Source organism: Pseudomonas sediminis (genome assembly GCF_039555755.1).
GTDB lineage: Bacteria > Pseudomonadota > Gammaproteobacteria > Pseudomonadales > Pseudomonadaceae > Aquipseudomonas > Aquipseudomonas mendocina_D.
Map to the genome: position 1 here is coordinate 262,793 of NZ_CP154631.1, position 22,487 is coordinate 285,279.

The 22,487-nt window shown below is 60.2% G+C and carries 23 protein-coding genes and 1 tRNA gene; 18 read left to right on the forward strand and 6 right to left on the reverse strand.

Annotated features, from left to right (window positions below; genetic code table 11):
• Nucleotides 1–3: 3 nt before the first annotated feature.
• Complete coding sequence (locus AAEQ75_RS01315) at nucleotides 4–705, forward strand: ABC transporter ATP-binding protein (RefSeq protein WP_100547400.1); 702 nt, start codon at nucleotides 4–6, stop codon at nucleotides 703–705.
• 247 nt (nucleotides 706–952) lie between these two features.
• Nucleotides 953–1,813, forward strand: coding sequence for a DUF6279 family lipoprotein (locus AAEQ75_RS01320; RefSeq protein ID WP_343350656.1), 861 nt, complete (start codon nucleotides 953–955; stop codon nucleotides 1,811–1,813).
• A 22-nt stretch (nucleotides 1,814–1,835) separates the two neighbouring features.
• Here the strand turns inward: AAEQ75_RS01320 and ung are convergent, their stop codons facing one another.
• Nucleotides 1,836–2,525: a uracil-DNA glycosylase gene (ung, locus tag AAEQ75_RS01325; RefSeq protein WP_099522114.1), complete on the reverse strand. Its 690-nt coding sequence runs from the start codon at nucleotides 2,523–2,525 to the stop codon at nucleotides 1,836–1,838.
• A gap of 146 nt (nucleotides 2,526–2,671) precedes the next feature.
• Here ung and AAEQ75_RS01330 point away from each other — a divergent pair, with 146 nt between their 5' ends.
• Nucleotides 2,672–3,487 carry an HDOD domain-containing protein gene (locus AAEQ75_RS01330; RefSeq protein ID WP_343350657.1) on the forward strand — a complete coding sequence of 272 codons (816 nt, stop codon included), beginning with the start codon at nucleotides 2,672–2,674 and terminating at the stop codon, nucleotides 3,485–3,487.
• 89 nt (nucleotides 3,488–3,576) lie between these two features.
• Here AAEQ75_RS01330 and AAEQ75_RS01335 read toward each other — a convergent pair whose 3' ends face one another.
• Complete coding sequence (locus AAEQ75_RS01335; protein ID WP_430523437.1) at nucleotides 3,577–4,452, reverse strand: AraC family transcriptional regulator; 876 nt, start codon at nucleotides 4,450–4,452, stop codon at nucleotides 3,577–3,579.
• Nucleotides 4,453–4,582: 130 nt separating this feature from the next.
• Here AAEQ75_RS01335 and AAEQ75_RS01340 point away from each other — a divergent pair, with 130 nt between their 5' ends.
• The 6 genes from AAEQ75_RS01340 to mmsB all read left to right on the forward strand — a co-directional run bounded on the left by AAEQ75_RS01340 (nucleotide 4,583) and on the right by mmsB (nucleotide 11,683).
• Nucleotides 4,583–6,079 carry a CoA-acylating methylmalonate-semialdehyde dehydrogenase gene (locus tag AAEQ75_RS01340; RefSeq protein ID WP_343350659.1) on the forward strand — a complete coding sequence of 499 codons (1,497 nt, stop codon included), beginning with the start codon at nucleotides 4,583–4,585 and terminating at the stop codon, nucleotides 6,077–6,079.
• Between the two features lie 91 nt (nucleotides 6,080–6,170).
• Nucleotides 6,171–7,418, forward strand: coding sequence for an ABC transporter substrate-binding protein (locus AAEQ75_RS01345; RefSeq protein WP_143506779.1), 1,248 nt, complete (start codon nucleotides 6,171–6,173; stop codon nucleotides 7,416–7,418).
• Nucleotides 7,419–7,424: 6 nt separating this feature from the next.
• Nucleotides 7,425–8,588: an acyl-CoA dehydrogenase family protein gene (locus tag AAEQ75_RS01350; RefSeq protein ID WP_343350660.1), complete on the forward strand. Its 1,164-nt coding sequence runs from the start codon at nucleotides 7,425–7,427 to the stop codon at nucleotides 8,586–8,588.
• Nucleotides 8,589–8,666: 78 nt separating this feature from the next.
• Nucleotides 8,667–9,485, forward strand: a complete 819-nt coding sequence (locus AAEQ75_RS01355) for an enoyl-CoA hydratase (protein WP_273257412.1) — start codon at nucleotides 8,667–8,669, stop codon at nucleotides 9,483–9,485.
• 113 nt (nucleotides 9,486–9,598) lie between these two features.
• Complete coding sequence (locus AAEQ75_RS01360; RefSeq protein WP_343350661.1) at nucleotides 9,599–10,702, forward strand: enoyl-CoA hydratase/isomerase family protein; 1,104 nt, start codon at nucleotides 9,599–9,601, stop codon at nucleotides 10,700–10,702.
• A 96-nt stretch (nucleotides 10,703–10,798) separates the two neighbouring features.
• On the forward strand, nucleotides 10,799–11,683 hold the full coding sequence (gene mmsB, locus AAEQ75_RS01365) for a 3-hydroxyisobutyrate dehydrogenase (protein WP_343350663.1): 885 nt from the start codon (nucleotides 10,799–10,801) through the stop codon (nucleotides 11,681–11,683).
• 105 nt (nucleotides 11,684–11,788) lie between these two features.
• Here mmsB and AAEQ75_RS01370 read toward each other — a convergent pair whose 3' ends face one another.
• Nucleotides 11,789–12,199: a hypothetical protein gene (locus AAEQ75_RS01370; protein ID WP_343350664.1), complete on the reverse strand. Its 411-nt coding sequence runs from the start codon at nucleotides 12,197–12,199 to the stop codon at nucleotides 11,789–11,791.
• 333 nt (nucleotides 12,200–12,532) lie between these two features.
• On the opposite strand from AAEQ75_RS01370, the gene AAEQ75_RS01375 reads away from it, so the two are divergent.
• From AAEQ75_RS01375 to AAEQ75_RS01400, 6 genes are all read left to right on the forward strand, one after another.
• A complete protein-coding gene (locus AAEQ75_RS01375; RefSeq protein ID WP_343350665.1) occupies nucleotides 12,533–12,787 on the forward strand; it encodes a hypothetical protein in 255 nt (84 codons plus the stop codon).
• The gene (locus tag AAEQ75_RS01380; RefSeq protein WP_343350666.1) at nucleotides 12,787–12,990 is read left to right on the forward strand and encodes a cysteine-rich CWC family protein; all 204 of its coding nucleotides are present in this window, start codon (nucleotides 12,787–12,789) and stop codon (nucleotides 12,988–12,990) included. The genes AAEQ75_RS01375 and AAEQ75_RS01380 overlap by 1 nt, the downstream gene beginning before the upstream one ends.
• A 3-nt stretch (nucleotides 12,991–12,993) precedes the next feature.
• A complete protein-coding gene (locus AAEQ75_RS01385) occupies nucleotides 12,994–13,686 on the forward strand; it encodes a pseudouridine synthase (protein ID WP_106733023.1) in 693 nt (230 codons plus the stop codon).
• Between the two features lie 391 nt (nucleotides 13,687–14,077).
• Nucleotides 14,078–14,965 (forward strand): alpha/beta fold hydrolase, encoded by an 888-nt coding sequence (locus AAEQ75_RS01390; RefSeq protein WP_343350668.1) that lies wholly within the window; start codon nucleotides 14,078–14,080, stop codon nucleotides 14,963–14,965.
• 85 nt (nucleotides 14,966–15,050) lie between these two features.
• Nucleotides 15,051–15,124, forward strand: a tRNA-Gly gene (locus AAEQ75_RS01395).
• Nucleotides 15,125–15,215: 91 nt separating this feature from the next.
• The gene (locus AAEQ75_RS01400; RefSeq protein ID WP_343350669.1) at nucleotides 15,216–16,631 is read left to right on the forward strand and encodes a PIN-like domain-containing protein; all 1,416 of its coding nucleotides are present in this window, start codon (nucleotides 15,216–15,218) and stop codon (nucleotides 16,629–16,631) included.
• A gap of 257 nt (nucleotides 16,632–16,888) precedes the next feature.
• Here the strand turns inward: AAEQ75_RS01400 and AAEQ75_RS01405 are convergent, their stop codons facing one another.
• Together AAEQ75_RS01405 and AAEQ75_RS01410 are read right to left on the reverse strand one after the other, a co-directional pair.
• On the reverse strand, nucleotides 16,889–17,581 hold the full coding sequence (locus AAEQ75_RS01405) for a hypothetical protein (RefSeq protein WP_343350670.1): 693 nt from the start codon (nucleotides 17,579–17,581) through the stop codon (nucleotides 16,889–16,891).
• 65 nt (nucleotides 17,582–17,646) lie between these two features.
• A complete protein-coding gene (locus AAEQ75_RS01410; protein ID WP_343350671.1) occupies nucleotides 17,647–18,015 on the reverse strand; it encodes a hypothetical protein in 369 nt (122 codons plus the stop codon).
• Nucleotides 18,016–18,375: 360 nt separating this feature from the next.
• Between AAEQ75_RS01410 and AAEQ75_RS01415 the strand changes: the two genes are divergently transcribed.
• Both AAEQ75_RS01415 and AAEQ75_RS01420 read left to right on the forward strand, forming a co-directional pair.
• Nucleotides 18,376–19,509 (forward strand): mechanosensitive ion channel family protein, encoded by a 1,134-nt coding sequence (locus tag AAEQ75_RS01415; protein ID WP_343350672.1) that lies wholly within the window; start codon nucleotides 18,376–18,378, stop codon nucleotides 19,507–19,509.
• Between the two features lie 166 nt (nucleotides 19,510–19,675).
• Nucleotides 19,676–20,374 (forward strand): endonuclease I family protein, encoded by a 699-nt coding sequence (locus AAEQ75_RS01420; RefSeq protein WP_343350673.1) that lies wholly within the window; start codon nucleotides 19,676–19,678, stop codon nucleotides 20,372–20,374.
• Nucleotides 20,375–20,540: 166 nt separating this feature from the next.
• Here AAEQ75_RS01420 and AAEQ75_RS01425 read toward each other — a convergent pair whose 3' ends face one another.
• Nucleotides 20,541–20,738: a hypothetical protein gene (locus AAEQ75_RS01425; RefSeq protein ID WP_296234441.1), complete on the reverse strand. Its 198-nt coding sequence runs from the start codon at nucleotides 20,736–20,738 to the stop codon at nucleotides 20,541–20,543.
• Nucleotides 20,739–20,811: 73 nt separating this feature from the next.
• On the opposite strand from AAEQ75_RS01425, the gene AAEQ75_RS01430 reads away from it, so the two are divergent.
• Nucleotides 20,812–22,332 (forward strand): sigma-54-dependent transcriptional regulator, encoded by a 1,521-nt coding sequence (locus tag AAEQ75_RS01430; RefSeq protein ID WP_343350674.1) that lies wholly within the window; start codon nucleotides 20,812–20,814, stop codon nucleotides 22,330–22,332.
• Nucleotides 22,333–22,487: the final 155 nt, after the last annotated feature.

Here is a 22,487-nt window from a genome sequence, read left to right on the forward strand (position 1 = left end):
TCCATGCTCAGCTTCAACAACGTCTCAACCTTCTACGGCAAGATCCAGGCGCTGCACGATGTAAGCATCGAAGTGCAGAAAGGCGAGATCGTCACCCTGATCGGCGCCAACGGTGCCGGCAAGTCGACCCTGCTGATGACCCTGTGCGGCAACCCGCGCGCCACCAGTGGCAGCATCCGTTACATGGGTGAAGAGCTGGTGGGCATGGACACCCCGGAGATCATGCGCAAGAGCATCGCCATCGTGCCGGAAGGCCGTCGCGTGTTCGCCCGTCTGACCGTCGAGGAAAACCTGGCCATGGGCGGCTTCTTCGGTGACAAGGCGGACAATCAGGAGCAACTGGACAAGGTCCTGCACCTGTTCCCGCGCCTGAAGGAACGCTTCGCCCAACGCGCCGGCACCATGAGCGGCGGCGAGCAGCAGATGCTCGCCATCGGCCGTGCCTTGATGAGCAAGCCTAACCTGCTGCTGCTCGACGAGCCGTCGCTGGGTCTGGCGCCGATCATCATCCAGCAGATCTTCGACATCATCGAGCAACTGCGCAAAGACGGCGTGACCGTGTTCCTGGTCGAGCAGAACGCCAACCAGGCGCTGAAGCTGGCCGATCGCGGTTATGTGCTGGAGAACGGCCATATCGTCATGCGCGGTAGCGGCGAAGAGCTGCTCAACGACCCCAAGGTACGCGACGCCTACCTTGGCGGCTAAGCGCACCCTGCGACATCGGAACCGCCCTTCGGGGCGGTTTCTTTTTATCCGTGGGAGTGCCACGGCCCGCATTGACTGGATCGCCCGCAAGCGGGCTCCTACAAACAACAAGACCACCGCCTCCTGTAGGAGCCGGCTTGCCGGCGATCATGGTCTGCTGGCGAACTCTTAAGCGAATATTTCCACCCTCTTGCGTCAAATGTACCGGGTATTAGTCTCAACAACTCTGCCCTCACGAGCCCAGATCATGCGCAAGCCTCTGCTCCTGCTATTGGCCATCACCCTGCTGCTGGGCGCGTGCAGCCGTGTCGGCCTGGCCTATCGCAACCTCGATTGGCTGATCCCGTGGAAGCTGGGCGACTACGTGGCGCTGACCAGCGAGCAGAGCGCCTGGTTCAAACCCCAGCTGCAAGAACATTTGGCCTGGCATTGCAGCGTCGAGCTGCCGCGCTATCTCGACTGGCTGCAACGCAGTCAGCAGGCACTGAGTAGCAGTGACAGCGAGCTGATGGCCAGCCAGTTGGCCGACTTCGAACAAGCCATGCAGCGCATCGCTGTGGAAATAACCCCCAGCACCATCGAGCTGCTGCGCGGCCTCAGCCCGCGTCAGGTCGATCAGCTGTTGGCGGCCATCGACGAGCAAAACGCCAAGCTGCGTGAGGAGTTTCTCGAGCCGTCCGTGCAGGAGCAGATCAGCCGGCGCGCCGAGCGCATGGAGGAGCGCCTGCAACCCTGGTTCGGCACCTTGAACGCCGAGCAGCGCGAGCGGGTGCAGAGCTGGGCACAGGGCCTAGGGGAACAGAACCAGATCTGGCTGGAAAACCGCATGGCCTGGCAACAGGCACTGCGTGAGGCGCTGGAAGTGCGCCGTGGCGACGACTTCGCTGCGCGCATGACTGCCCTGCTGCAACAGCGCGAGCGCTTCTACACCAGCGCCTACCAGGCCAGCTTTGATAAGAATCGTCAGGCCATGGCCGAGATGATCGTCGACCTGGTCGCCCAGGCTGACTCAAAACAGATGGCGCGAGCCGACAAGCGCCTGAAAAGCCTTCATGCCGATCTGGCTGCGCAGCAGTGCAAAGCTGATCAGGCAGTTGCGCGGCGCTAAGCAGGCCTCGTCGGCAGCGGGCTCAGAGCGCCGGCAAGCGCCAGTCGATGGGCGTCATGCCATTCTGGCTGAGGAACTGATTGCAACGGCTGAAGTGGCCGTTACCAATGAAGCCGCGATGCGCCGACAACGGTGACGGGTGCGGCGAGCGCAGCACCAGGTGCTTGGTCGGGTCGATCAGGCGCTGCTTGCCCTGAGCGTGGCTGCCCCAGAGCAGGAACACCAGCTTGTCCTGATGCTCGCTGACCACTTCGATCACCCGGTCGGTAAAGAACTGCCAGCCCTTGCCCGCATGCGAGCCAGCGTTGGCGCGCTCGACGGTCAACGAGGTGTTGAGCAGCAGCACGCCCTGATCGGCCCAGCTCTGCAGGTAACCATGGGCCGGAATGTCGATGTTCAGGTCGCGCTTGAGCTCCTTGTAGATATTCACCAGTGACGGCGGCGTCTGCACGCCCGGCTGCACGGAGAAGCACAGGCCATGGGCCTGACCGGGACCGTGGTACGGGTCCTGGCCGATGATCACCACCTTGACCTGATCCAGCGGCGTGGAATTGAGCGCATTGAAGATCAGTGGGCCCGGCGGATAGATTTCCTTGCCGGCCGCCTTCTCCGCCTGCAGGAACGCACGCAGCTCGCTCATGTAAGGCTTGTCGAACTCCTCACGCAGCGCGTGTTTCCAGCTGGCTTCGAGCTTGATGCGATCGTCGGTCATGCGGTTTTCCTGCAGGGTCAAAACAAGTGCAGGCACGCTAGTGAAGGGGGCCGGGCAAGTCAAGGCAACAGCTGTGCATCGGCTTTAGGCCAAGGCTCTGCTAGCATCTCAATACGCCGCAGCGGTTCCACGGAAGCCCCGCCATCATGTCGCTGTCCCCCGAAGCCATCCGCTTCGCCCTGCTCACCCGCTTTCTCAAAGGTCAGGCCAAAGTGCCGCAAATGCCGGAAGCGGCCATGCGCATTCGCCAACTGCTGGACGACCCACGCACCTCGCTGGAACAACTGGCGCGGGTGATCAACAGTGATCCCCCGCTGGCCGCCTATCTCATGCAGTTCGCCGAAAGCCCGTTGATTCGTGGGGCGCGGCCCTGCGTGTCGATGCGCGACCTGCTCGCCCGAATCGGCACCCGCCAACTTGGCACGCTGATACTGGGGTTCACCGCGCGCAATCTCTTCGCCAGCGAAGAAAAAGCCCTGCAGCAAGCCTTTCGCCAGCGCTGGCGCAAGGCTCGCGAACGTGCCGCGTTCTGTGCCGCCCTGGCGCAGCGCTGCAACCAGCCACTCGATGAAGCCATGCTCGCTGGCCTGCTGCAGGATATCGGCAGCCTGCCATTGCTCGCGGAGCTGGAGCATTGGCCGGATTTCCCGCGTGATGCCGAGCCGTTGGATGGGCTCTGCGATTACCTCTCCGGAGACATCGGTGCGCTGGTGCTGACGCGCTGGCAGGTACCGACCACGCTGATCGAGTGCGCCAGGCAACGTAACAAATGGCTGCACGATCACGACGGCAAAGCCGACCTGACCGACCTGGTGCTGCTGGCCAGCGCGTTGCAGATACAACCGGCGAAGCTGTCCGAGCCCCTGCCCGCGCAGCGCCGACTGGGGCTTGAACAACCACTGGCCAGCCTGCGCGAAGAGCTACTGGCCGAGCAACAGCTGTGGCTGCGCATGCTGGCCTGAGCGCCTATGGCCGATAGATCACGTTGCCTTGAATACCCAGGCGGTACTCATGGCGCCCCTGCCACGAGCGAGATATGCCGGGCCCTCCCCTACCCCTGATGCAGCGCCCGGTAATGACTGGGCGCCATGCCCACCACCTTGCGAAACAGCCGTGAGAAGTAATAGGGATCGTCGTAGCCAAGCTGCTCGGCGACCTGACGCACTTCGGCATCGCCACGGTCGAGCAGGCGACAGGCCAGGGCCATCTTCAACTGAATGAAATCCTGGATCGGCGCATGGCCGGTCAGCGCGCGGTAGGTCTTGGCGAAGTGAAAGCGCGACAGCTTGAACTGTGCAGCCAGCTCATCGAGGTTGAGGCTGCCGTGTAGGTGCTCGCGCATCACCGCCTGCACCGCCTCGATATCCAGCACGCGCCCGGACTTGAGGTTGACCCGCGCCGGTAGCACGGCCAGCGAGCTGAGCATCGCCTGCAAACGGTGCGCAGCATGAATGAAGGGCAAAGCGTTGAGGCCCTGGCGCTGCAAACCCAGCAACGCCTCGAAGTCTCCGATCAGCCGCGGCTGCACGCCGATACGCCGCAGCGTTTGCGTGCCCAGTAGGCGCAGGAAGTCTTCGCCAAAGCTGCCGTCGAAGTGCACCCAGTAGATCGTCCAGGGGTTATGCAGGTCAGCGCCATAGGCATGCGCAGCGTCCTTGGGCAGCAGCAACAAATCGCCAGCAGCGACCTCAAATCGTCCATCCGATGTTTCCAACCACCCCTTGCCCGAGCGGCAGTAGATCAGCAGATGGTCATCCGGTTGCGCGCGGCGCATCTGGTGACCGGTTGCATCGGGGTAGAAGCCGATGGCCAATGGATAGCACCCAGCGCTCAAGGCATGGCGCGCCAGCAGGCGGCGCAGGCGCGGTGGCGTGATGAAGCGTTGCCCACCGACAGGCAACGGCCAATTGGAGGTTTCCACCCGCATTCCCACCACACCACTCCTTGCCAGCCTGATCGAATGACAAGATCGTCCATCCCAAGCCCAAGATCGTCAATCCACAAACGGGCATCCAATGGCTATAAAAGGTCCCATACAAGAACAACAGGAGGCGACCATGCCCCGCACGCTACCGCAACTGATCGACGGCCAATGGCAAACCAGCCAGGCTCGTGAGCTGATCGAAGTCACCGATCCGAATACGCAGGACGTGATCGCCCTCGCCCCCAAGGCCACTGCCGAGGAAATCGAGGCTGCGGTGGCGGGCGCGCAGAAAGCCTTCCTCGCCTGGCGCGAGGTGCCGGTCTCGGAGCGCGCCCGTCTGATGCTGCGCTACCAGCACCTGCTCAAGGAACACCACGACGAGCTGGCGGAGATTCTCGCGGCGGAAACCGGCAAGACCTTCGCCGACGCCAAGGGTGACGTCTGGCGCGGTATCGAAGTGGCCGAACATGCAGCCAATATCGCCAGCCTGATGATGGGCGAGACGGTAGAGAACGTCGCCCGCGAGATCGACACCGCCAGTTGGATCCAGCCGCTGGGCGTGTGCGTCGGCATCACCCCGTTCAACTTCCCGGCGATGATCCCGCTGTGGATGTTTCCGCTGGCCATCGCCTGCGGCAATAGCTTCATTCTCAAACCCTCGGAACAGGACCCGATGACACCCAATCGTCTCGCCGAGCTGTTCCTCGAAGCCGGCGCGCCGGCCGGCGTACTGCAAGTGCTGCATGGCGGGCGTGAGCAGGTCGATGCGCTGCTGGTGCACCCGCTGGTACGCGCGGTGTCCTTCGTCGGCTCAGTCGCGGTGGGCCAACATGTCTACCGCACCGGCACCCAGCACCTGAAGCGTGTGCAGGCCTTCGCCGGGGCCAAGAACCATATGGTGATCATGCCGGATGCACCCAAGGATCAAGTGATCAGCAACCTGCTCGGCGCCAGTTGCGGCGCCGCCGGGCAACGCTGCATGGCCATCAGCGTGGCGGTGTTCGTCGGTGAATCGAAACAATGGATCGATGAGCTGGCCGAACAGATGGCCGCGCTGCGTCCTGGTCATTGGCAGGACAGCGGCGCCGCCTACGGCCCGCTGATCAGCCCACAGGCACGCCAGCGCGTGTTGCACCTGATCGAACAAGGCAAGGACGAAGGCGCCGAGTGTCTGCTCGACGGCTCGCAGTGCACGGTGGAGGGATATCCGAACGGCAACTGGGTCGGGCCGACGCTGTTCCGTGGCGTGACCACGGAGATGGGCCTGTACCGCGAGGAAATCTTCGGCCCAGTACTGGTGTGCATGGAGGTTGCGACCCTGGAAGAGGCCATCGAACTGGTCAACGCCAGCCCCTACGGCAACGGCACCAGCCTGTTCACCAGCTCCGGCGGCGCTGCGCGGCATTTCCAGCACGCGGTTGAAGTCGGCCAGGTGGGTATCAACGTACCGATTCCGGTACCGCTGCCATTCTTTTCCTTCACTGGCTGGAAGGGCTCGTTCTACGGCGACCTGCACGCCTACGGCAAGCAGGCGGTACGTTTCTACACCGAGACCAAGACCGTGACCAGTCGCTGGTTCGACCACACACCGCTTGAGGCCGGGCCGAACATGACCATTCAACTGAAATGAGAACGGCGTTCTTATTAGACGAAAAGACGATCACGAGAACTGGACAAGCGGCGTAAAAAGACTCTGCAGAACAAAAACAAGGAGAACTGCAATGCGCCACCTGTCCGCCATCCTGGCCCTGTGGGCCGGAATCACCGCCTGTGCGCAGGCTGCCGAGCCGATCACCCTCGGCCTCAATTACCCGCGCACCGGCCCGTATAAAGAGGAGGGACTGGCGCAGATGCGTGGAGCCCTGCTGGCCATCGATGAAATCAACGCCGCAGGCGGTGTCCTCGGGCGGCCCTTGCGCCTATCCAGCAAGGACACCGCTTCGCGGCCGGCCAAGGCCGAGAAGAACGTCGACAAGCTGGCCGCCGAAGGTGCGGCGATGCTCTTCGGTGGCGCCTCCAGCGCGGTCGCCATCGCCGCAGGCAAGCGCGCCAAGCAGCACGGCCTGCTGTACTTCGGCACCCTTACCTACTCCAACGACACCACTGGCAAGGATGGCCATCGCTACATGTTTCGCGAGTGCAACAACGCCTGGATGAGCGCCAAGGTACTCGGCCAATACCTGAGCAAGACCCTGCCGAACAAGCGCTACTTCTATGTTACCGCCGACTACACCTGGGGCCACACCAGCGAGGCATCGCTGCGCCAGGCCACCGCCAGCGACAATGCCGCCCAACACGCCAGCGTACGCATCCCCTTCCCGGGCGCGCGCCTGGCCGACTACCAGGACGCGCTGACCCAGGCCGCCGCCAGCAACGCCGAAATCCTTGCTCTGGTGCTGTTCGGCGAGGACCTGGTGCGTGCCATGCGCGTCGCCAAGGACCTGGGCCTGACTGAGCGTATGCAGATCGTCGCGCCGAACCTGACCCAGAGCATGGTCGAACAGGCCGGCCCCAATCTGATGGCAGGCGTGATCGGCACCGAGCCCTGGACCTGGCGCGTACCGGCGCTGGAGAAATCTGCGCGTGGTGAAGCCTTCGTCGAAGCTTTCAAGACCCGCTACGAGATGTACCCATCCAGCTCCGCTGCCTCGGCCTACAGCATCGTCCAGCAGTGGGCCGACGCCGCTACACGAGCCAAGAGCCTCGACAGCGAAACGCTGATCAAGGCACTGGAAGGCCACCGCTACACCTTGCTCAAGGACGAACAGCAATGGCGTGCCTTCGACCACCAGAACCTGCAGACGGTCTACGCCGTGAAGGTCAAGCCGCGCGACGAGGTCCTCAAGGACCCACTCAAACAGGACTACTTCGAAATCGTCGACCGCCTCGACTCCAGCAGCGCGCTGCCCAGCCTCGCCGAGTGGCAGGCCGAGCGCCGCGCCGGCGGCCAACCTCTGACCTTGCAATGAGATGCCATGGACTTCGAACTCAGTGATGAACAACGCCTGCTGACCGACAGCGCCCGCGCCTTCGCCGCGCTGGAGCTGGCGCCCCACGCCGCCGGGTGGGATCGCGAGCAGCACTTCCCGGTCGAGGTGATTCGCCGCGCTGCCGAGCAGGGCTACCTGGCCCTGTATCTGCGCGAAGAGGACGGCGGCCTGGGCCTGTCCAGGCTGTCCAGCTCACTGATATTCGAACAACTGGCGGCCGGCTGCGTCGCCACCACCGCCTACCTTACCATCCACAATATGGCCACCTGGATGCTCGCCAGCTTCGCCGACCAGGCGCTTAAGGATGCCTGGTTGCCGGGGCTGATCAACGGCCAGTCGCTGGCCTCCTACTGCCTGACCGAGCCGGACGCCGGCTCTGACGCCGCCCATCTGCGCACCCGCGCACGGCGCGATGGCGACGACTACGTGATCGACGGCAGCAAGTGCTTTATCTCCGGGGCAGGAAGCACACAGGTGCTGATTGTCATGGCGCGCACCGGTGAGGATGGTGCCAAGGGTATTTCCTGCTTCCTGGTACCTGCCGATGCGCCCGGCGTGCGTTACGGACGCAACGAGGACAAGATGGGCTGGAAGGCGCAGCCGACCCGTACCATCACCTTCGAAGGCGTACGCATTCCCGCCAGCCACCGCATCGGCCCAGAGGGCGAAGGCTTCGTCTATGCCATGAAGGGCCTCGATGGTGGCCGCCTGAATATCGCCAGCTGCTCGCTCGGTGCGGCCCAGGCAGCGCTGCAGCAGAGCCTGCGTTACGTCGAGGAACGCAAGCAGTTCGGCAAGGCGCTCAGCGAATTCCAGGCCCTGCAATTCAAGCTGGCCGACATGCTCACCGCCCTCACCGCCAGCCGGCAGATGGTGCGCCTGGCCGCGCACAAGCTCGACCATGTCCACGGAGAGGCCAGTCTGTACTGCGCCATGGCCAAGCGCTTCGCCACCGACCAGTGCTTCGATGTGTGCAACGAAGCACTGCAACTGCACGGCGGTTACGGCTATCTGAATGACTATCCGCTGGAACGCTGGGTACGCGACGCCCGCGTGCACCAGATACTTGAAGGCACCAACGAAATCATGCGGGTGATCGTCGCCCGCCGCCTGCTTCTGCAGGGCGGCATGCTCGATCGTCTGCTGTAGTAATAACCCCAATTAGGTGCGAGCGATGTTCGCGAGCAGAGCTCGCGCCTACGGCAATGATGAATATCGAGGACGACCATGAGCACTGCACTGGAAACCTACAAACCCGGCATCTTCGACCTGACCCACAAGCTCACCGTGGAAAAACACGGCCATACCGCGCTGATCACCATCAACCATCCGCCGGCCAACACCTGGGACCGCGACTCACTGATCGGCCTCAAGCAAGTGATCGAACATCTCAACCGCGACGACGAGGTGTATGCACTGGTGGTGACCGGCCAGGGGTCGAAATTCTTCTCCGCTGGCGCCGACCTGAACATGTTCGCCGATGGCGACAAAGCCCGCGCTCGTGAGATGGCGCGGCGCTTTGGCGAAGCCTTCGAAACCCTGCGCGATTTCCGCGGTGTATCCATTGCCGCAATCAACGGCTACGCCATGGGCGGCGGCCTGGAGTGTGCACTGGCCTGCGATATCCGCATCGCCGAACGCCAGGCGCAGATGGCCTTGCCGGAAGCATCCGTGGGTCTGTTGCCTTGCGCCGGTGGTACCCAGGCGCTGCCCTGGCTGGTCGGCGAAGGCTGGGCCAAACGCATGATCCTCTGCGGCGAGCGCATCGACGCCGAGACCGCCCTGCGCATCGGCCTGATCGAGCAGGTGGTGGACACCGGCGAAGCACGCGGCACTGCCCTGCTGCTGGCATCCAAGGTGGCGCGACAAAGCCCGGTGGCAGTGCGCACCATCAAACCGCTGATCCAGGGTGCACGCGAGCGTGGCTCCAACACCTGGCTGCCGGAGGAACGCGAGCGCTTCGTCGACCTGTTCGACGCCGATGACACCCGCGAAGGGGTCAACGCCTTCCTGGAGAAACGCGATCCGCAGTGGCGCAACAAATAAACCGTAGGAGCGAGCTCTGCTCGCGAATCAGCTCGTGGACGTCGCCTTTAACGTCCACCACAACACACGCGGTGGATGGATAAAGCGCCATCCACTCTACGCGGGAAACACGCATGAACCTGCAATTCGATGAACGCCCCAGCCTGCATGGCTACCGCATCGGCATCGCCAGCCTCGACGCCGAGAAGAGCCTTAACGCCCTTTCCCTGCCGATGATCGAGGCACTCGACGAGCGCCTCAAGGCCTGGGCCGAGGATCCAACCATCGCCTGCGTCATGCTGCGCGGCAATGGCCCCAAGGCCTTCTGCGCCGGCGGCGACGTGGTACAACTGGTCAATCAGTGTCGTGAACAGCCAGGCGAAGTACCGGCCCTGGCGCGACGTTTCTTCGCCGACGAATACCGCCTCGATCATCGCATCCACACCTTCCCAAAACCCTTCATCTGCTGGGCCCACGGCCATGTGCTGGGCGGCGGCATGGGCCTGATGCAGGGCGCGGGTATCCGTATCGTCACGACAAGCAGTCGACTGGGCATGCCGGAAATCAACATCGGCCTGTACCCGGATGTCGGCGGCAGCTGGTTCCTCGCCCGCCTGCCGGGTCGCCTGGGCCTGTTCCTCGGTCTTACTGCCGCCAGCATCAATGCCCGCGATGCGCTGGACCTGAATCTGGCCGACCGCTTTCTGCGCGATGACCAGCAAGAGGCTCTGCTCGAAGGCCTGGTACAACTGAACTGGCGCGAACAAGCCGACCTGCAACTGCACAGCCTGCTGCGTGCGCTGGAGAACGAAGCCCACGGCGAACTACCGGCTGCCCAGTGGCTAACACGTCGCGAACGTATCGATGAGTTGCTCGACGTTGCCGACCTGCCGGCTGCCGTGCACGCGCTCAGCGCACTGCAAACGGATGACGACGCCCTACTCGCCCGCGCCGCCAAGACCCTGGCCCATGGCTGCCCGCTGACCGCACACCTGGTCTGGGAGCAGATCCGCCGCGCCCGCCATCTGTCGCTGGCCGAGGTATTTCGCATGGAATACGCCATGAGCCTTAACTGCTGCCGCCACCCGGAATTTCCCGAGGGCGTACGCGCCCGCCTGATCGACAAGGACCAGACGCCGAAATGGCATTGGCCGGATGTGGCCGCGATCCCAGACGCAGTGGTCGAGGCGCACTTCGCACCGGCCTGGGAAGGCGAACACCCGTTGGCAGATCTGTAAACCCACTTGCAGGAGCGAGCTCTGCTCGCGAAGTTTCTGTCATCGCCCAAGTTCGCGAGCAGAGCTCGCTCCTACGCCATAAGAAGGAGAGCCGTCATGACCCAGATCGCCTTTATCGGCCTCGGCAACATGGGCCTGCCCATGGCCCGCAACCTGCTCAAGGCGGGTTACCCGCTGAAAGTCTTCGACCTGCAGCGCAGCGCGGTCGACACCCTGGCTGGCGAAGGTGCCGTGGCGGCCGATAGCGCAACCGACGCCATCGATCAGGCAAAGGTGGTGATCAGCATGCTGCCGGCCAGTCGTCATGTGGAAAGCCTGTACCTGGGCGATGACGGCCTGCTTGCGCGGATGCCCGCCGGCACGCTGGTGATCGACTGTTCGACCATCGCCCCAGAGTCCGCGCGCAGGGTGCACGCGGCCGCCCGCGAGCGCGGTATCGCTTTGCTCGATGCGCCGGTCTCCGGTGGTACAGGCGGTGCGGCGGCCGGTACCCTGACCTTCATGGTGGGTGGTGAAGCCCAATCGCTGGAGAAGGCCAGGCCGATGCTCGCCGCCATGGGCAAGAACATCTTCCACGCCGGCCCCGACGGCGCCGGGCAGGTGGCCAAGGTGTGCAACAACCAGGTACTCGCAGTGCAGATGATCGCTACTGCCGAAGCCATGGCCATGGGCGTGGCCAACGGCATGGAGCCGGCGGTGCTGGCCGAGATCATGCGACAGAGCTCGGGCGGCAACTGGACGCTGGAGAAGTACAACCCCTGGCCTGGGGTGATGGAAAACGCGCCAGCATCGAAGGGCTACAGCGGCGGTTTCATGGCCGAACTGATGGCCAAAGACCTCGGCCTGGCCCAGGAAACCGCCAGCCACAATGGCAACAGCGCGCCGATGGGGGCCCTGGCACTGCAGCTGTACCGCCTGCTGCTCAAACAGGGCAAGGGCAAGCAGGACTTTTCGGTGGTGCAGCAGCTGTTCGTGGATTAGCCCACATCGACGCAAATACCGCTTGCACCAAAAGTGTCCTGACACACCTCAGAAAGCTGAGAAACGCCACAGGTGCATGTCGACACACGGCAGTTTGAGGGAGCCTTACCAACGCCGCTCCCCCCTGCTGCGGTGTTCGTCACCGTGGCTACGGCCATTGGAGAAACGCTGCTGGGTCTTGCGCCCGGTGTCCCAGCCACGCTGAATCTGTCCGCTGCGATATTCCTGGCGACGATGATCGCGGCGGTAGTCATGTCGTGGCTGATCGTAGCGTTTGTAGCTGCCACTGTGGCGCTGCTCATGACCGTAATGGCGCGGCGGCGTCGGGTAGTACTGATGCCGGCGATCTTCGTAGTAGTAGCGCGGCGTTACGTAAACCGGTGGCGCATGGTGATCACGGCGGTAGCCGTCATGATAACGATAGCCTTGGTGATAGCCACGCTCGTAACCCTCGCCATAGACGGCACAACCGGACAGCAGCAGGAACAACGCAGACAACAGCATCTTGAAGGGCATGGCGGCCTCCTGTGACCGCTGAGACGACGCCGACCGATGTCGGCCTCCGGGATGAGAATCCCTGAGGCATCTGACAGCATCGCGGGCGAGAGGTGCGACTCACTTCGTCGGTATTAATCATTGGCGCAACATGCAGATGGCACGCCACGCGTTTACCCGCGCAGCAGAGAGTCGCACCAACCGTGCACAGCAGAGTTCATCCGCCCATAACAGCAGCGAGCATGACTACAACTAGCGCGCTCCCCCTCCAGCAAGCTAGCATCACGCCCTACAGGCTGTTGAAAAACCACCTGCCTTTTTCAACAGCCTGCCAACCTGCTGCGGATCCACCCCATGCTCCTGCGCCTCCAACGGCATACGCCCACCTCATCGCCACTACTGCGCCAATCCGGCATGTTCTGCCGGGGCAAAGGCGAGACATTTATTGTGCCGGGGAACAATACCGCCCAGCCAAACGCTACAAACTGGCTGAACAGCAGCGCCGAACAATGCTGTCCACTCACAAGCCAGCACCTGTATCGCCTGCTCAGCCGCATGCTGTCGCACGCCAAGCAGGACGCGCACAGCCGCATCTGCCTCGATCTCTGATGGACAGGCAACACTGCCCGCTATGCGGCAAGAGCAACCAGTGCAGTGTCGCCGCCGGGCGTGACGAGCCCTGCTGGTGCTTCGACGCGCAAATCGACCCGGCCGCGCTGCAACGCCTGACGCCCGAGCAACGCGACCAGGCCTGCCTGTGCCCGGCCTGCGCTGGTGCGCTGAAAGCCACTGAGCCCCGCGAGCGCGATTGAGCCATGCGCCTGGACCGCTTCCTCAGCAACTTCCCGCGCTTCAGCCGCCAGGACAGCCGCCTGCTGATCAGCGCCGGCCGCCTGCGTGTGGACGGTGCGGTGGTTCACGACCCGCGCCATGAGGTGCGCGACTTCCAGCGCGTCGAGCTGGACGACGAGCTGCTGCAAGCCGGACGCAGCGCGCGCTACTGGATGCTGCACAAACCGGTCGGCGTGGTCAGCGCCACCGAGCACGACGAACATCGCACCGTCCTCGATCTGCTCGACGAGCCGGACAAACACGACCTGCACCTGGCCGGGCGCCTCGACCTGAACACCAGCGGCCTGCTGCTGATCACCAACGACGGACGCTGGTCGCGGCGCATCACCCAGCCGCAGCAGCGCAAGCCCAAGGTCTACCACGTAACCACCGAACAGCCGATCACCGCCGAATACGCCGAGGTCTTCGCCCAAGGCCTGTACTTCGCCTTCGAAGACCTCACCACCCTGCCCGCCCAGCTCGACGTACTGAGCAGCCACCAAGCACGGCTGACCCTGTTCGAAGGCCGTTACCATCAGGTCAAGCGCATGTTCGGTCACTTCCGCAATCGTGTCGTCGCCCTGCACCGCGAAAGCATGGGCGAAATTGTCCTCGACCCGCAGCTCGCCCCCGGCCAATACCGCGCACTGACGGATGCGGAAATCGCCAGCGTTTGATTGTCGCCCTGCGCCTGAATCTGACTACCCGACCAACGGCAGCGCCAATCGGCTACAAAGATGTGACTCACCCTTGCGTGGCTGCAAGGCAACTGCTTGAATCGAACCATAAGTCTTCAGGTGACCATTCGGTCACAGAAAGACAGTAATGTGTTTTTCGGTTGATGGCGCTCTGCGCCGACTGGATTCCTGCCTGGTAACACCGCCCTCTCCAAGGCCCTGAAAAGCCTGGAGCGCTCGCCTGTTTCGATCCTAACTGATTGAAATTCCTATACTTATAAAAATCTCCAGCCTGACATCATGCTGTCACGCTCAGGCGCTTTTCTAACTGCTCAATCCAGCGCGAACGGTCGCCCGCTCGCCTTGCTCATTTGCGCCAGGAGGAAACGACATGAGGCCAGAAACCGCAGTCGTCGAGATCAACAGGAAGCACAACGTACACACGGAGTTCTACGGCAATCCGGCAGCAAGCAAGACCATCATCCTGGTCAACGGCTCTCTGGCGACTACCGCCTCGTTCGCGCAAACGATCAAATACCTGCAGCCGCAGTTCAACGTCGTGGCCTTCGACCTGCCCTATGCCGGCCAGTCGAAGCCCTACAACAGCGACTTCACGCCCATCAGCAAGGAAGACGAGGCGGCGATCCTGCTGCACCTGATCGACCTCTACGGTGCCAACTACCTGATGTCCTTCTCCTGGGGCGGCGTCGCCTCCATGCTCGCCTTGGCCCAACGCCCAGCGACGCTGGAGAAGGCCGCCATCTGCTCCTTCTCGCCGATCCTCAACGTGCCGATGCTCGACTACCTGCACAAGGGCCTGCGCTTCCTCAACACCATCGACCGCGACAACGTCGCCCTGCTCGTAAACAGCACCATCGGCAAGCACCTGCCGTCGCTGTTCAAGCGCTTCAACCACAAACACATCAGCACCCTGGATGAGCACGAATACCGGCAGATGTACGCGCACATCAAGCAGGTGCTGAGCATGGAAGCGAACTGCGGCAAGGAATGCCTGCAGGCCATCGACATCCCGCTGCTATTCGTCAACGGCGACCGTGACGAATACACCTCGGTGGAAGACGCCTGCCTGTTCGCCCAGCACATCGACCACGCCCAGTTCGCCGTGATTGACGACGCCGGCCACTTCCTCGACATGGAACACAAGGCCGCCTGGCTGCAGAGCCAACGCGTGCTGCTGGACTTCTTCAACGCCCCCAGCAAACGCCTGCAACTGCCAGTCAAAGGCGACCTGCGCGACCTCCAGGCGATGGCGGTGTGACAGGCACCGAGCGTGGAGCGGATGCGTCTATCGCCCTGCTCCGCGCTTTATTCTCAGGTCGAGTTCCGGTATAAAGGCACCCGCTGCGGGTGTCGTATAATGGTAATACCCTAGCTTCCCAAGCTAGAGCCGTGGGTTCGATTCCCATCACCCGCTCCAGACAGCCAAGCAAAAGCCCCGTCATCACTGACGGGGCTTTTTCGTTTCTGGCGTTTGAAGGGCTTGACCGCAAGGGTTTGAGCCGGGAAAGATGGCGCTTTGCGATCAGGCAGAAAAGGCGCTAGGCAGGAAAAATAAATCTGTCCCCTTTTTTTCCAAGCTCATAGAGCTAGAAATCAAAGCTTTCAAAATAAAAAAGCACAGTGACCATAAAGTGAAAGATAAATTCCCAGGACACTTCATTAAGCCAGCAAAAACCCGCGACGAGTGGGGGGACTGCATCGTCGTACTAGACACAAACATACTACTGAATTTGTACAGATACTCTGACGAAACAAGAGACTCATTCATAAAAACACTAGAAAAACTAAAAGACAGGGTATGGCTACCGTATACAGTAGCAGCAGAATATATAGACAGACGACTAGGCGTGATATTTGATCAACAACAAGAATACGAAAATGCCGTAAACGACATCAACAAATTAAAAAGCAAACTAGAGAATGCAAGGCAGCATCCTTTCATATCTAAAAATACGATGGCCAGCGCCACCAGAAGCTTAGACAAAGTAATTAACGAATTAGAAAACAACAAAAGCATACACACAAAAAGAATAACCTCTGATGAAATACAAGATTTCCTAGCAGAAATGCTAAATGGAAAAATAGGCGATGAAAATACGCCTGAGGAATTAGAGAAAATAATCACCGAAGGCGAAATCAGGTACAAACAGAAAACACCACCTGGCTACAAGGATAGTAAGAAGCAAGGCGACGAAGACACATTGAAAGCCAGATGTAGACCATACGGCGATCTCATAATCTGGAAATCAATCCTCTGGAAAGCCAACAAAGACAAGAAGACTGTCGTATTCGTTACTGACGACGGCAAGGAAGATTGGTGGCTTATATTTAAAGGAAAAACACTCAGCCCAAGACCCGAACTTATAAAAGAGTTCAAAGAAGAAACCGACCAGACGCTACACATGTATCTTCCAGAGAGGTTCTTAGAGCTTGCAATCGAAAAGAATCAGGAAATGCCATCAGAAGCAGTACTCGATGAAATTCGAGACACGAGATTAAAGGAGCTAAACCAACACTTCGAAAACCTCAAGACATTAAACATATCAACAGCGGCAACGGAGAATGCAGCCGAAAGCCTTTCCAGGGCAGTAGATTTTTTCAACAAAAATGTACACAGCAAAAAAACTCACTGGAGCTCAATACTTAAAAACGACATAACTTTCCTAAAAATAAGAATCGCCGAGAACAACGCTAAGTTGAATATGCTTTTCTCTAGACTGGACAGCCTTAAAAAAGCGGCTAGAAATATGGGAGCACACGACACAACCAGTTCAAAAGAAGAGAAGGAACGTCTCGTTCTAATAGAATCAGAACACAAAGACGTAATTATAGAGATTTCTCGGCTTACAAGTGAAAGAGAAGAAATGATGGAGAGGTTAGATTCTCTATCTAGAAGCCTGCCGCCTGACGAGCTAGATGCTTAGCAAGATAAAGGCAAAAAAGGGACAGATTTATTTATAGCGCAGCGCAATCAGCCTGAAAATAAATCTGTCCCTTTTTCGGTAATCACCCGCTCCAGACAGCCAAGCAAAAGCCCCGTCATCACTGACGGGGCTTTTTCGTTTCTGGCGTTTGGGGAAAAGGGGACTGGGGAAAAGGGGAAAAGGGGAAAAGGGGACAGATTTATTTTTAGACCAGTGGCGCTGTACCATAAATAAATCTGTCCCCTTTTCCTTAAAAATTAAGGACAAAGTTGATTGGCTACAGACTTAAGCTCTGAAAGATAAAACTCTAATCTAGTTTGACTTCCACCTCTCGGAGTGCTGTCTAAAAAAGAGCCTACCTTATGCACCTCCTTCAGCCCACGCCTAAATGAAGCTGATAAATTACTATCTGCAAGGGCAGCTTGCATTACCTTTTGAGATGCACCACTTCGATGTGCAAGATAGTTACGAATTGCCTTTGTAGCCTCCAACAAGCTTGAATGCCCAGGGGAAAGGCTGGTGAAATAATTCTTATAAGGCATATCCAGCCACTGACCAGCCTTGGCTTTCAAATCTGCAGACGTAGCAAAAGTAACATTCCAGTCTTTAGGATCAAGAATTTGACGTATTTTTTCTAACGTCAAGTGCGATGCGATATCAACTTGAGCAAATGTAGTTGCGCGCTTGGCATACTCATCAGCAGCAGAGATATCCATTTTATTGGTGAGACTACCAATGAAAGGGCCAGACTTCTTATTTATATAGGCGACAAATATATCACTAATAAAACCCTCCAAAAGAACTGATGCACCCAGAAAAGTATATTCAGCCAGGAGATTTTGATTGCTTATAGGCAGAGATACATTTGAGACATTATTAACCACAGCCTCTACATCAGACAAACCAGCAAGAAAGTCATTTTTTATATTACCCGGAGCAGCTGTGCGCATATACCCAAACCCAAGTCAAAATTAAAATTTTCTCTGATACACCAATACAAAACAAAAACCGCTGATCAGCTATTTTCTTTATCTACAGGCTGAGTATCTATCACTATAAGATTTACAGACTCAGGAAGAACTTTCTGAATTTCAGCCACAGAATAGCCTTTTGCATGTAGCTTATAACCCGCCTCTGTGTGAATTATTATTTCTCGACTTTTTCGCGCATCAATCCAAGCCACTATAACCTTCGCAATAGAATTCCAAGGCATCGCATCCGATAGAGCGGTAATAACTTCTACCAAACCAGAAGCTTGAGGCCTAGAGTTAAACGTATGGATCGGGCCGTGAGGGATATTAGCCTCGTCCAATGCAGCCAGAAAGGAACCGCCGCCATGTTTGAATAGAGTCAACCTGATCGAGCTATATGTTCCGTTGCTCATGAGCATTCCTTTAATAAGTTAAAATAAATAACGATAAACAGTAAATTTATCAATTAAATTGCAACTTTTTCGCATACACACCTCTAGCTGTAATAGCAAAAAGCTAGCGTTAACTAAAAAGCATGTCTAGTTAATGTGTCGAAAAAGTGTCGAAATCACTGCAAGGGATAGCGGAGAAAAGCCGTCTTGGGCAGGCTGCAAGGCCAGTAAAGCCGGGCGTTGCGGATCACTGCGAGGCGTCGGAAAGGGTTCAATCCCCCCAACACTAAACTAACCCAAACCTCTCACCTATTTCCCCGGAACTTCTGCCCCCCAACGCCACCAGAACCCTATATGTCTTTTTTCTGGAGGCCCCTGGCGATGGAACAGTGGAATATCTGGCTTGAACGCGACGTCTGGCTCAACGTGGCGATTGTCCTGGTCGCCACGGCGCTGATCTACAGCGTGCTGCGTACCCTGGTGAACACCCTGCACAAGCGCCTGAAGGCTGAGTCGGCGGACCAGGAGAGCAGTTGGTCGCACTTCATCGCCATGGTCATCGGCCGTACCAGCCGCGTGCTGTTGTTGGCGTTTTCCCTGCTGTTGGCGTTGCGTCTGGCGGACTTGCCGCTCGCCTGGCAAAGCGCGCTGAGCCATACCTGGTTCGTCGCCCTGGCCCTGCAGGTGGCTTTGTGGGTCGATACCGGCGTGCGCCTGTGGTCGCGCAGTCTGGTGATGGGCAAGAGAGGCGGCTACTACAACCCGGTGATGACCACCATCATCAGCATCATGATCCTGATCGTGGTGTGGTCGGTGATGCTGCTGTCGATCCTGGCCAACCTGGGAGTGGATATCACCGCGCTGGTGGCCAGCCTGGGTGTCGGTGGTATCGCCGTGGCGCTGGCGGTGCAGACGGTGCTCAGCGATGTATTCGCGTCACTATCGATAGGCGTCGACAAGCCATTCGAGATCGGTGATTTCGTGGTGTTCGGCGAAGTCGCCGGGTCTATCGAGCATATCGGCCTGAAGACCACACGCATTCGCAGCCTCAGCGGTGAGCAGGTGGTGTGCGCCAACGCCGATCTGCTGCGCCAGATCGTGCACAACTACAAGCGCATGGATACCCGCCGCATCGTCTTCAAGTTCGGCATCAACTACGACACGCCCAGCGCCAAGGTGCGCCAGGTATCTGAAAAGGTCGGCGATATCATCCGCGCCACGCCCAAGGCCCGCTTCGACCGCGCGCATTTTCTCGGCTTCGATGAAAGCCAGCTGACCTTCGAGGTGGTATATATCGTGCTGACCTCGGACTACAACCAGTACATGGACATCCAGCAGGAGATCAACCTGCAACTGCTCGATGCCCTGCGCGAGCTGGACGTGCGCTTCGCCCTGCCCCGCCGCGATCTGCGCCTGGTGGGCGAGAGGATGCCGGTACTCAAGGTCGATGGCCTGCCGCAGCCGGCCCAGAGCGAGGGCAACGATTCGGATCAACGCCTGCCGAGGTTCAGCTGACGGCAAGGGCGGGAGGGCGCGAGAGCTGCTTGCAGGTTGACGAGCCGAGCAGCAACCAATGCGCCATTCCGCCCGCCATCAAGGCTTCTAGCCATCATCCAAGCATTTGAAAAACCTGACATTTTCATCTTCACATCGACAGCGGTGACGGCTACCCTGCCGCCCCATGATTCGACGTCTACTGCCCCTGCTCTGCTGTTTCACGACCCTTTACCTGCACGCCGCACCCGCCACTTTCGCCGAGGCCAAACGCCTGGCCTGGCCGCTGTATGAGCAGCAATCCACCGAGTTCTATTGCGGCTGCAAGTACAGCGGCAATCGGGTCGATTTGCGCTCCTGTGGTTACACGCCACGCAAGAACGCCAATCGCGCCCAGCGCATCGAGTGGGAACATATCGTCCCGGCCTGGGTGATCGGCCATCAGCGCCAGTGCTGGCAGAAAGGCGGGCGCAAGAACTGCGCAGCCAACGACGTGCAGTTCCGCAGGGCCGAGGCCGACCTGCACAACCTGGTGCCGAGCATCGGCGAGGTGAATGGTGATCGCAGCAACTACAGCTTCGCCTGGCTGCCGCAGAAGCCGCATCAGTATGGCCGTTGCGAGACGGTGGTGGACTTCAAGGCACGCAAGGTGATGCCGCGCCCGGCCATCCGCGGGATGATCGCGCGCACCTATTTCTATATGTCCGACCGCTACAAGCTGCGCCTGTCGAAACAGGACCGGCAGCTCTACGAAGCCTGGAGCAAGGCCTACCCGCCCAAGGTCTGGGAGCAGCAGCGCAACCAGCAGGTGGCCTGCGTGATGGGCTGGGGCAACCCCTATGTGAGCAAGGTGGATATGAGCCGCTGTGCGCGCAAGCGGGCGTAGGCAAACCGGACGCCTGCCTCGTAGGGCGGACTCAGGAGCCTAAGCGAACAGTCCGCCGGGCCATGCCACGTCCGGGCCCGGTAAGCCCCAACGGCGGCGTAACTTGGCCCAGATGCACAACCGCATCGCGGCTGAAGCCGCTCCTACGGGTTTGCGTCGCGGCGCTCTATGCCAACCGCTGCAACTCGCGACGCACCATGTTGGCGAATTCCGGTGGGCTGAGCTGGTACAGCTCCTGCGCCACCCAGGGCAGCCAGCGCCCCTGCAGCTCGGCCTTGCGCGCCAACAGGCGCTGGGCCTCGGCTTCGGCGCGGGCCTGGTGCTCGCGGTGGTAGTCGGCGCGGCTTGGTTTTTCTGTGTTCACGGTGCAGCCCTTTTCCTCATATCGAGCAGAGCAGGCATAATCGCCGCCTGTTCGCCCATTTCGACCGTAATCAATGCGCATCCACGTCAGCTTCATCGACCGCGTCGGCATCACCCAGGAAGTCCTGGCGCTGCTTGGCGGGCGCAATCTGAACCTCGATGCGGTGGAGATGGTACCGCCAAACGTCTACATCGACGCACCGACCCTGAGCGCGGCGGTGCTCGAGGAACTGCGCGGCGCCCTGTTGCAGGTGCATGGCGTGCAGAGCGTGGAGGTGGTGGACATTCTGCCCGGCCAGCGTCGCCGCCTGCAGCTCGATGCGCTGCTCGCGGCCATGCCCGATCCGGTGCTGGCGGTCGATGACCGCGCCACCGTGCTGCTGGCCAACCCGGCGCTGGTGGACATGTGCAACCGCCCGCCCGAAGGCCTGAGCATCGCCGCGCTGTTCGCCGATGACGCGTTGCAGCAATCGCTACTCGCCGCCGGCTTTCATCAGCCTCTGCGCGAGGTGCATTTCGCCGGTCAGCCGCTGCTGCTCGATGCCCAGCCGATCACCGAAGACGGTCGCCTGACCGGCGGCCTGTTGACCCTCTATGCCCCGAGCCGCATGGGTCAGCGTTTGGCTGCGCTGCATCACGACCATGCCGAGGGCTTCGATTCTCTGCTTGGCGAGTCGGCACCAATCCGTGCGCTCAAGGCCCGCGCGCTGCGTGTGGCGTCGCTCGATGCGCCGCTGCTGATCCACGGCGAAACCGGTACCGGCAAGGAGTTGGTGGCACGCGCCTGCCATACCGTCAGCGTGCGCCGCAATGCGCCCTTCCTCGCCCTGAACTGCGCCGCCCTGCCAGAGAACCTGGCCGAGAGCGAGCTGTTCGGCTACGCCCCCGGCGCCTTTACTGGCGCTCAGCGCGGCGGCAAGCCGGGGCTGTTGGAGCTGGCCAACCAGGGCACGGTGTTTCTCGACGAGATCGGCGAGATGTCGCCCTATCTGCAGGCCAAGCTGCTACGTTTTCTCAGCGATGGCAGCTTCCGCCGCGTCGGTGGCGACCGTGAGGTGAAGGTGGACGTGCGCATCCTCAGCGCCACCCACCGCGACTTGGAAAAGATGGTCGCCGAGGGCAGCTTCCGCGAGGACCTGTTCTACCGCCTCAACGTGCTCAACCTGGAAGTGCCGCCGTTGCGCGAGCGCGGCCAGGACATCCTGCTGCTGGCCCAGCATTTCATGGCCCAGGCCTGCGCGCAGATCCAGCGCCTGCCCTGCCGCCTGGCACCGGCCACCTTCCCTGCGCTGCTGGCCGGGCGTTGGCCGGGCAACGTACGCCAGTTGCAGAACGTGATCTTCCGCGCCGCCGCGATCTGCGACAGCAACTGGGTGGAGATGGACGACCTGGATATCGCCGGCACCGAAGTGGCGCCGAGGGTAGAAGGGGAAGTCGCCAGCCTGGAACAGGCCATGGACGAGTACGAGAAGGCGCTGCTGGAAAAGCTCTACGACAGCCACCCCTCCAGCCGCCAGTTGGCCGCGCGCCTGGGCACCTCGCACACCGCCATCGCCAAACGCCTGCGCAAGTACGGGATACCGGGCAAGCACTGACGCACTCGCTTCCGTAGAGTGGGTTAGGTGCCTGTTTTGAGCCTTGATAACACCGCAGATTCCGATGCGCCATAACCCACCATCGGCGCAACGCAGAAGACCGCCCGGTGGGTTACGCAGCGCACCATCACCGCGCTGTCAGATCGGTCATCGAT

Bases quoted from the DNA above. Each gene is read 5' to 3' on its own strand.
- AAEQ75_RS01375 (WP_343350665.1), top strand. From the start codon at position 12,533: ATGCTCCTGCGCCTCCAACGGCATACGCCCACCTCATCGCCACTACTG.
- AAEQ75_RS01330 (WP_343350657.1), top strand. From the start codon at position 2,672: ATGTCGCTGTCCCCCGAAGCCATCCGCTTCGCCCTGCTCACCCGCTTT.
- mmsB (WP_343350663.1), top strand. From the start codon at position 10,799: ATGACCCAGATCGCCTTTATCGGCCTCGGCAACATGGGCCTGCCCATG.
- AAEQ75_RS01410 (WP_343350671.1), bottom strand. From the start codon at position 18,015: ATGAGCAACGGAACATATAGCTCGATCAGGTTGACTCTATTCAAACAT.
- AAEQ75_RS01355 (WP_273257412.1), top strand. From the start codon at position 8,667: ATGAGCACTGCACTGGAAACCTACAAACCCGGCATCTTCGACCTGACC.
- AAEQ75_RS01335 (WP_430523437.1), bottom strand. From the start codon at position 4,452: ATGCGGGTGGAAACCTCCAATTGGCCGTTGCCTGTCGGTGGGCAACGC.
- AAEQ75_RS01315 (WP_100547400.1), top strand. From the start codon at position 4: ATGCTCAGCTTCAACAACGTCTCAACCTTCTACGGCAAGATCCAGGCG.
- ung (WP_099522114.1), bottom strand. From the start codon at position 2,525: ATGACCGACGATCGCATCAAGCTCGAAGCCAGCTGGAAACACGCGCTG.
- AAEQ75_RS01350 (WP_343350660.1), top strand. From the start codon at position 7,425: ATGGACTTCGAACTCAGTGATGAACAACGCCTGCTGACCGACAGCGCC.
- AAEQ75_RS01360 (WP_343350661.1), top strand. From the start codon at position 9,599: ATGAACCTGCAATTCGATGAACGCCCCAGCCTGCATGGCTACCGCATC.
- AAEQ75_RS01340 (WP_343350659.1), top strand. From the start codon at position 4,583: ATGCCCCGCACGCTACCGCAACTGATCGACGGCCAATGGCAAACCAGC.
- AAEQ75_RS01420 (WP_343350673.1), top strand. From the start codon at position 19,676: ATGATTCGACGTCTACTGCCCCTGCTCTGCTGTTTCACGACCCTTTAC.
- AAEQ75_RS01405 (WP_343350670.1), bottom strand. From the start codon at position 17,581: ATGCGCACAGCTGCTCCGGGTAATATAAAAAATGACTTTCTTGCTGGT.
- AAEQ75_RS01390 (WP_343350668.1), top strand. From the start codon at position 14,078: ATGAGGCCAGAAACCGCAGTCGTCGAGATCAACAGGAAGCACAACGTA.
- AAEQ75_RS01400 (WP_343350669.1), top strand. From the start codon at position 15,216: ATGGCGCTTTGCGATCAGGCAGAAAAGGCGCTAGGCAGGAAAAATAAA.
- AAEQ75_RS01385 (WP_106733023.1), top strand. From the start codon at position 12,994: ATGCGCCTGGACCGCTTCCTCAGCAACTTCCCGCGCTTCAGCCGCCAG.
- AAEQ75_RS01345 (WP_143506779.1), top strand. From the start codon at position 6,171: ATGCGCCACCTGTCCGCCATCCTGGCCCTGTGGGCCGGAATCACCGCC.
- AAEQ75_RS01370 (WP_343350664.1), bottom strand. From the start codon at position 12,199: ATGCCCTTCAAGATGCTGTTGTCTGCGTTGTTCCTGCTGCTGTCCGGT.
- AAEQ75_RS01380 (WP_343350666.1), top strand. From the start codon at position 12,787: ATGGACAGGCAACACTGCCCGCTATGCGGCAAGAGCAACCAGTGCAGT.
- AAEQ75_RS01320 (WP_343350656.1), top strand. From the start codon at position 953: ATGCGCAAGCCTCTGCTCCTGCTATTGGCCATCACCCTGCTGCTGGGC.
- AAEQ75_RS01415 (WP_343350672.1), top strand. From the start codon at position 18,376: ATGGAACAGTGGAATATCTGGCTTGAACGCGACGTCTGGCTCAACGTG.
- AAEQ75_RS01430 (WP_343350674.1), top strand. From the start codon at position 20,812: ATGCGCATCCACGTCAGCTTCATCGACCGCGTCGGCATCACCCAGGAA.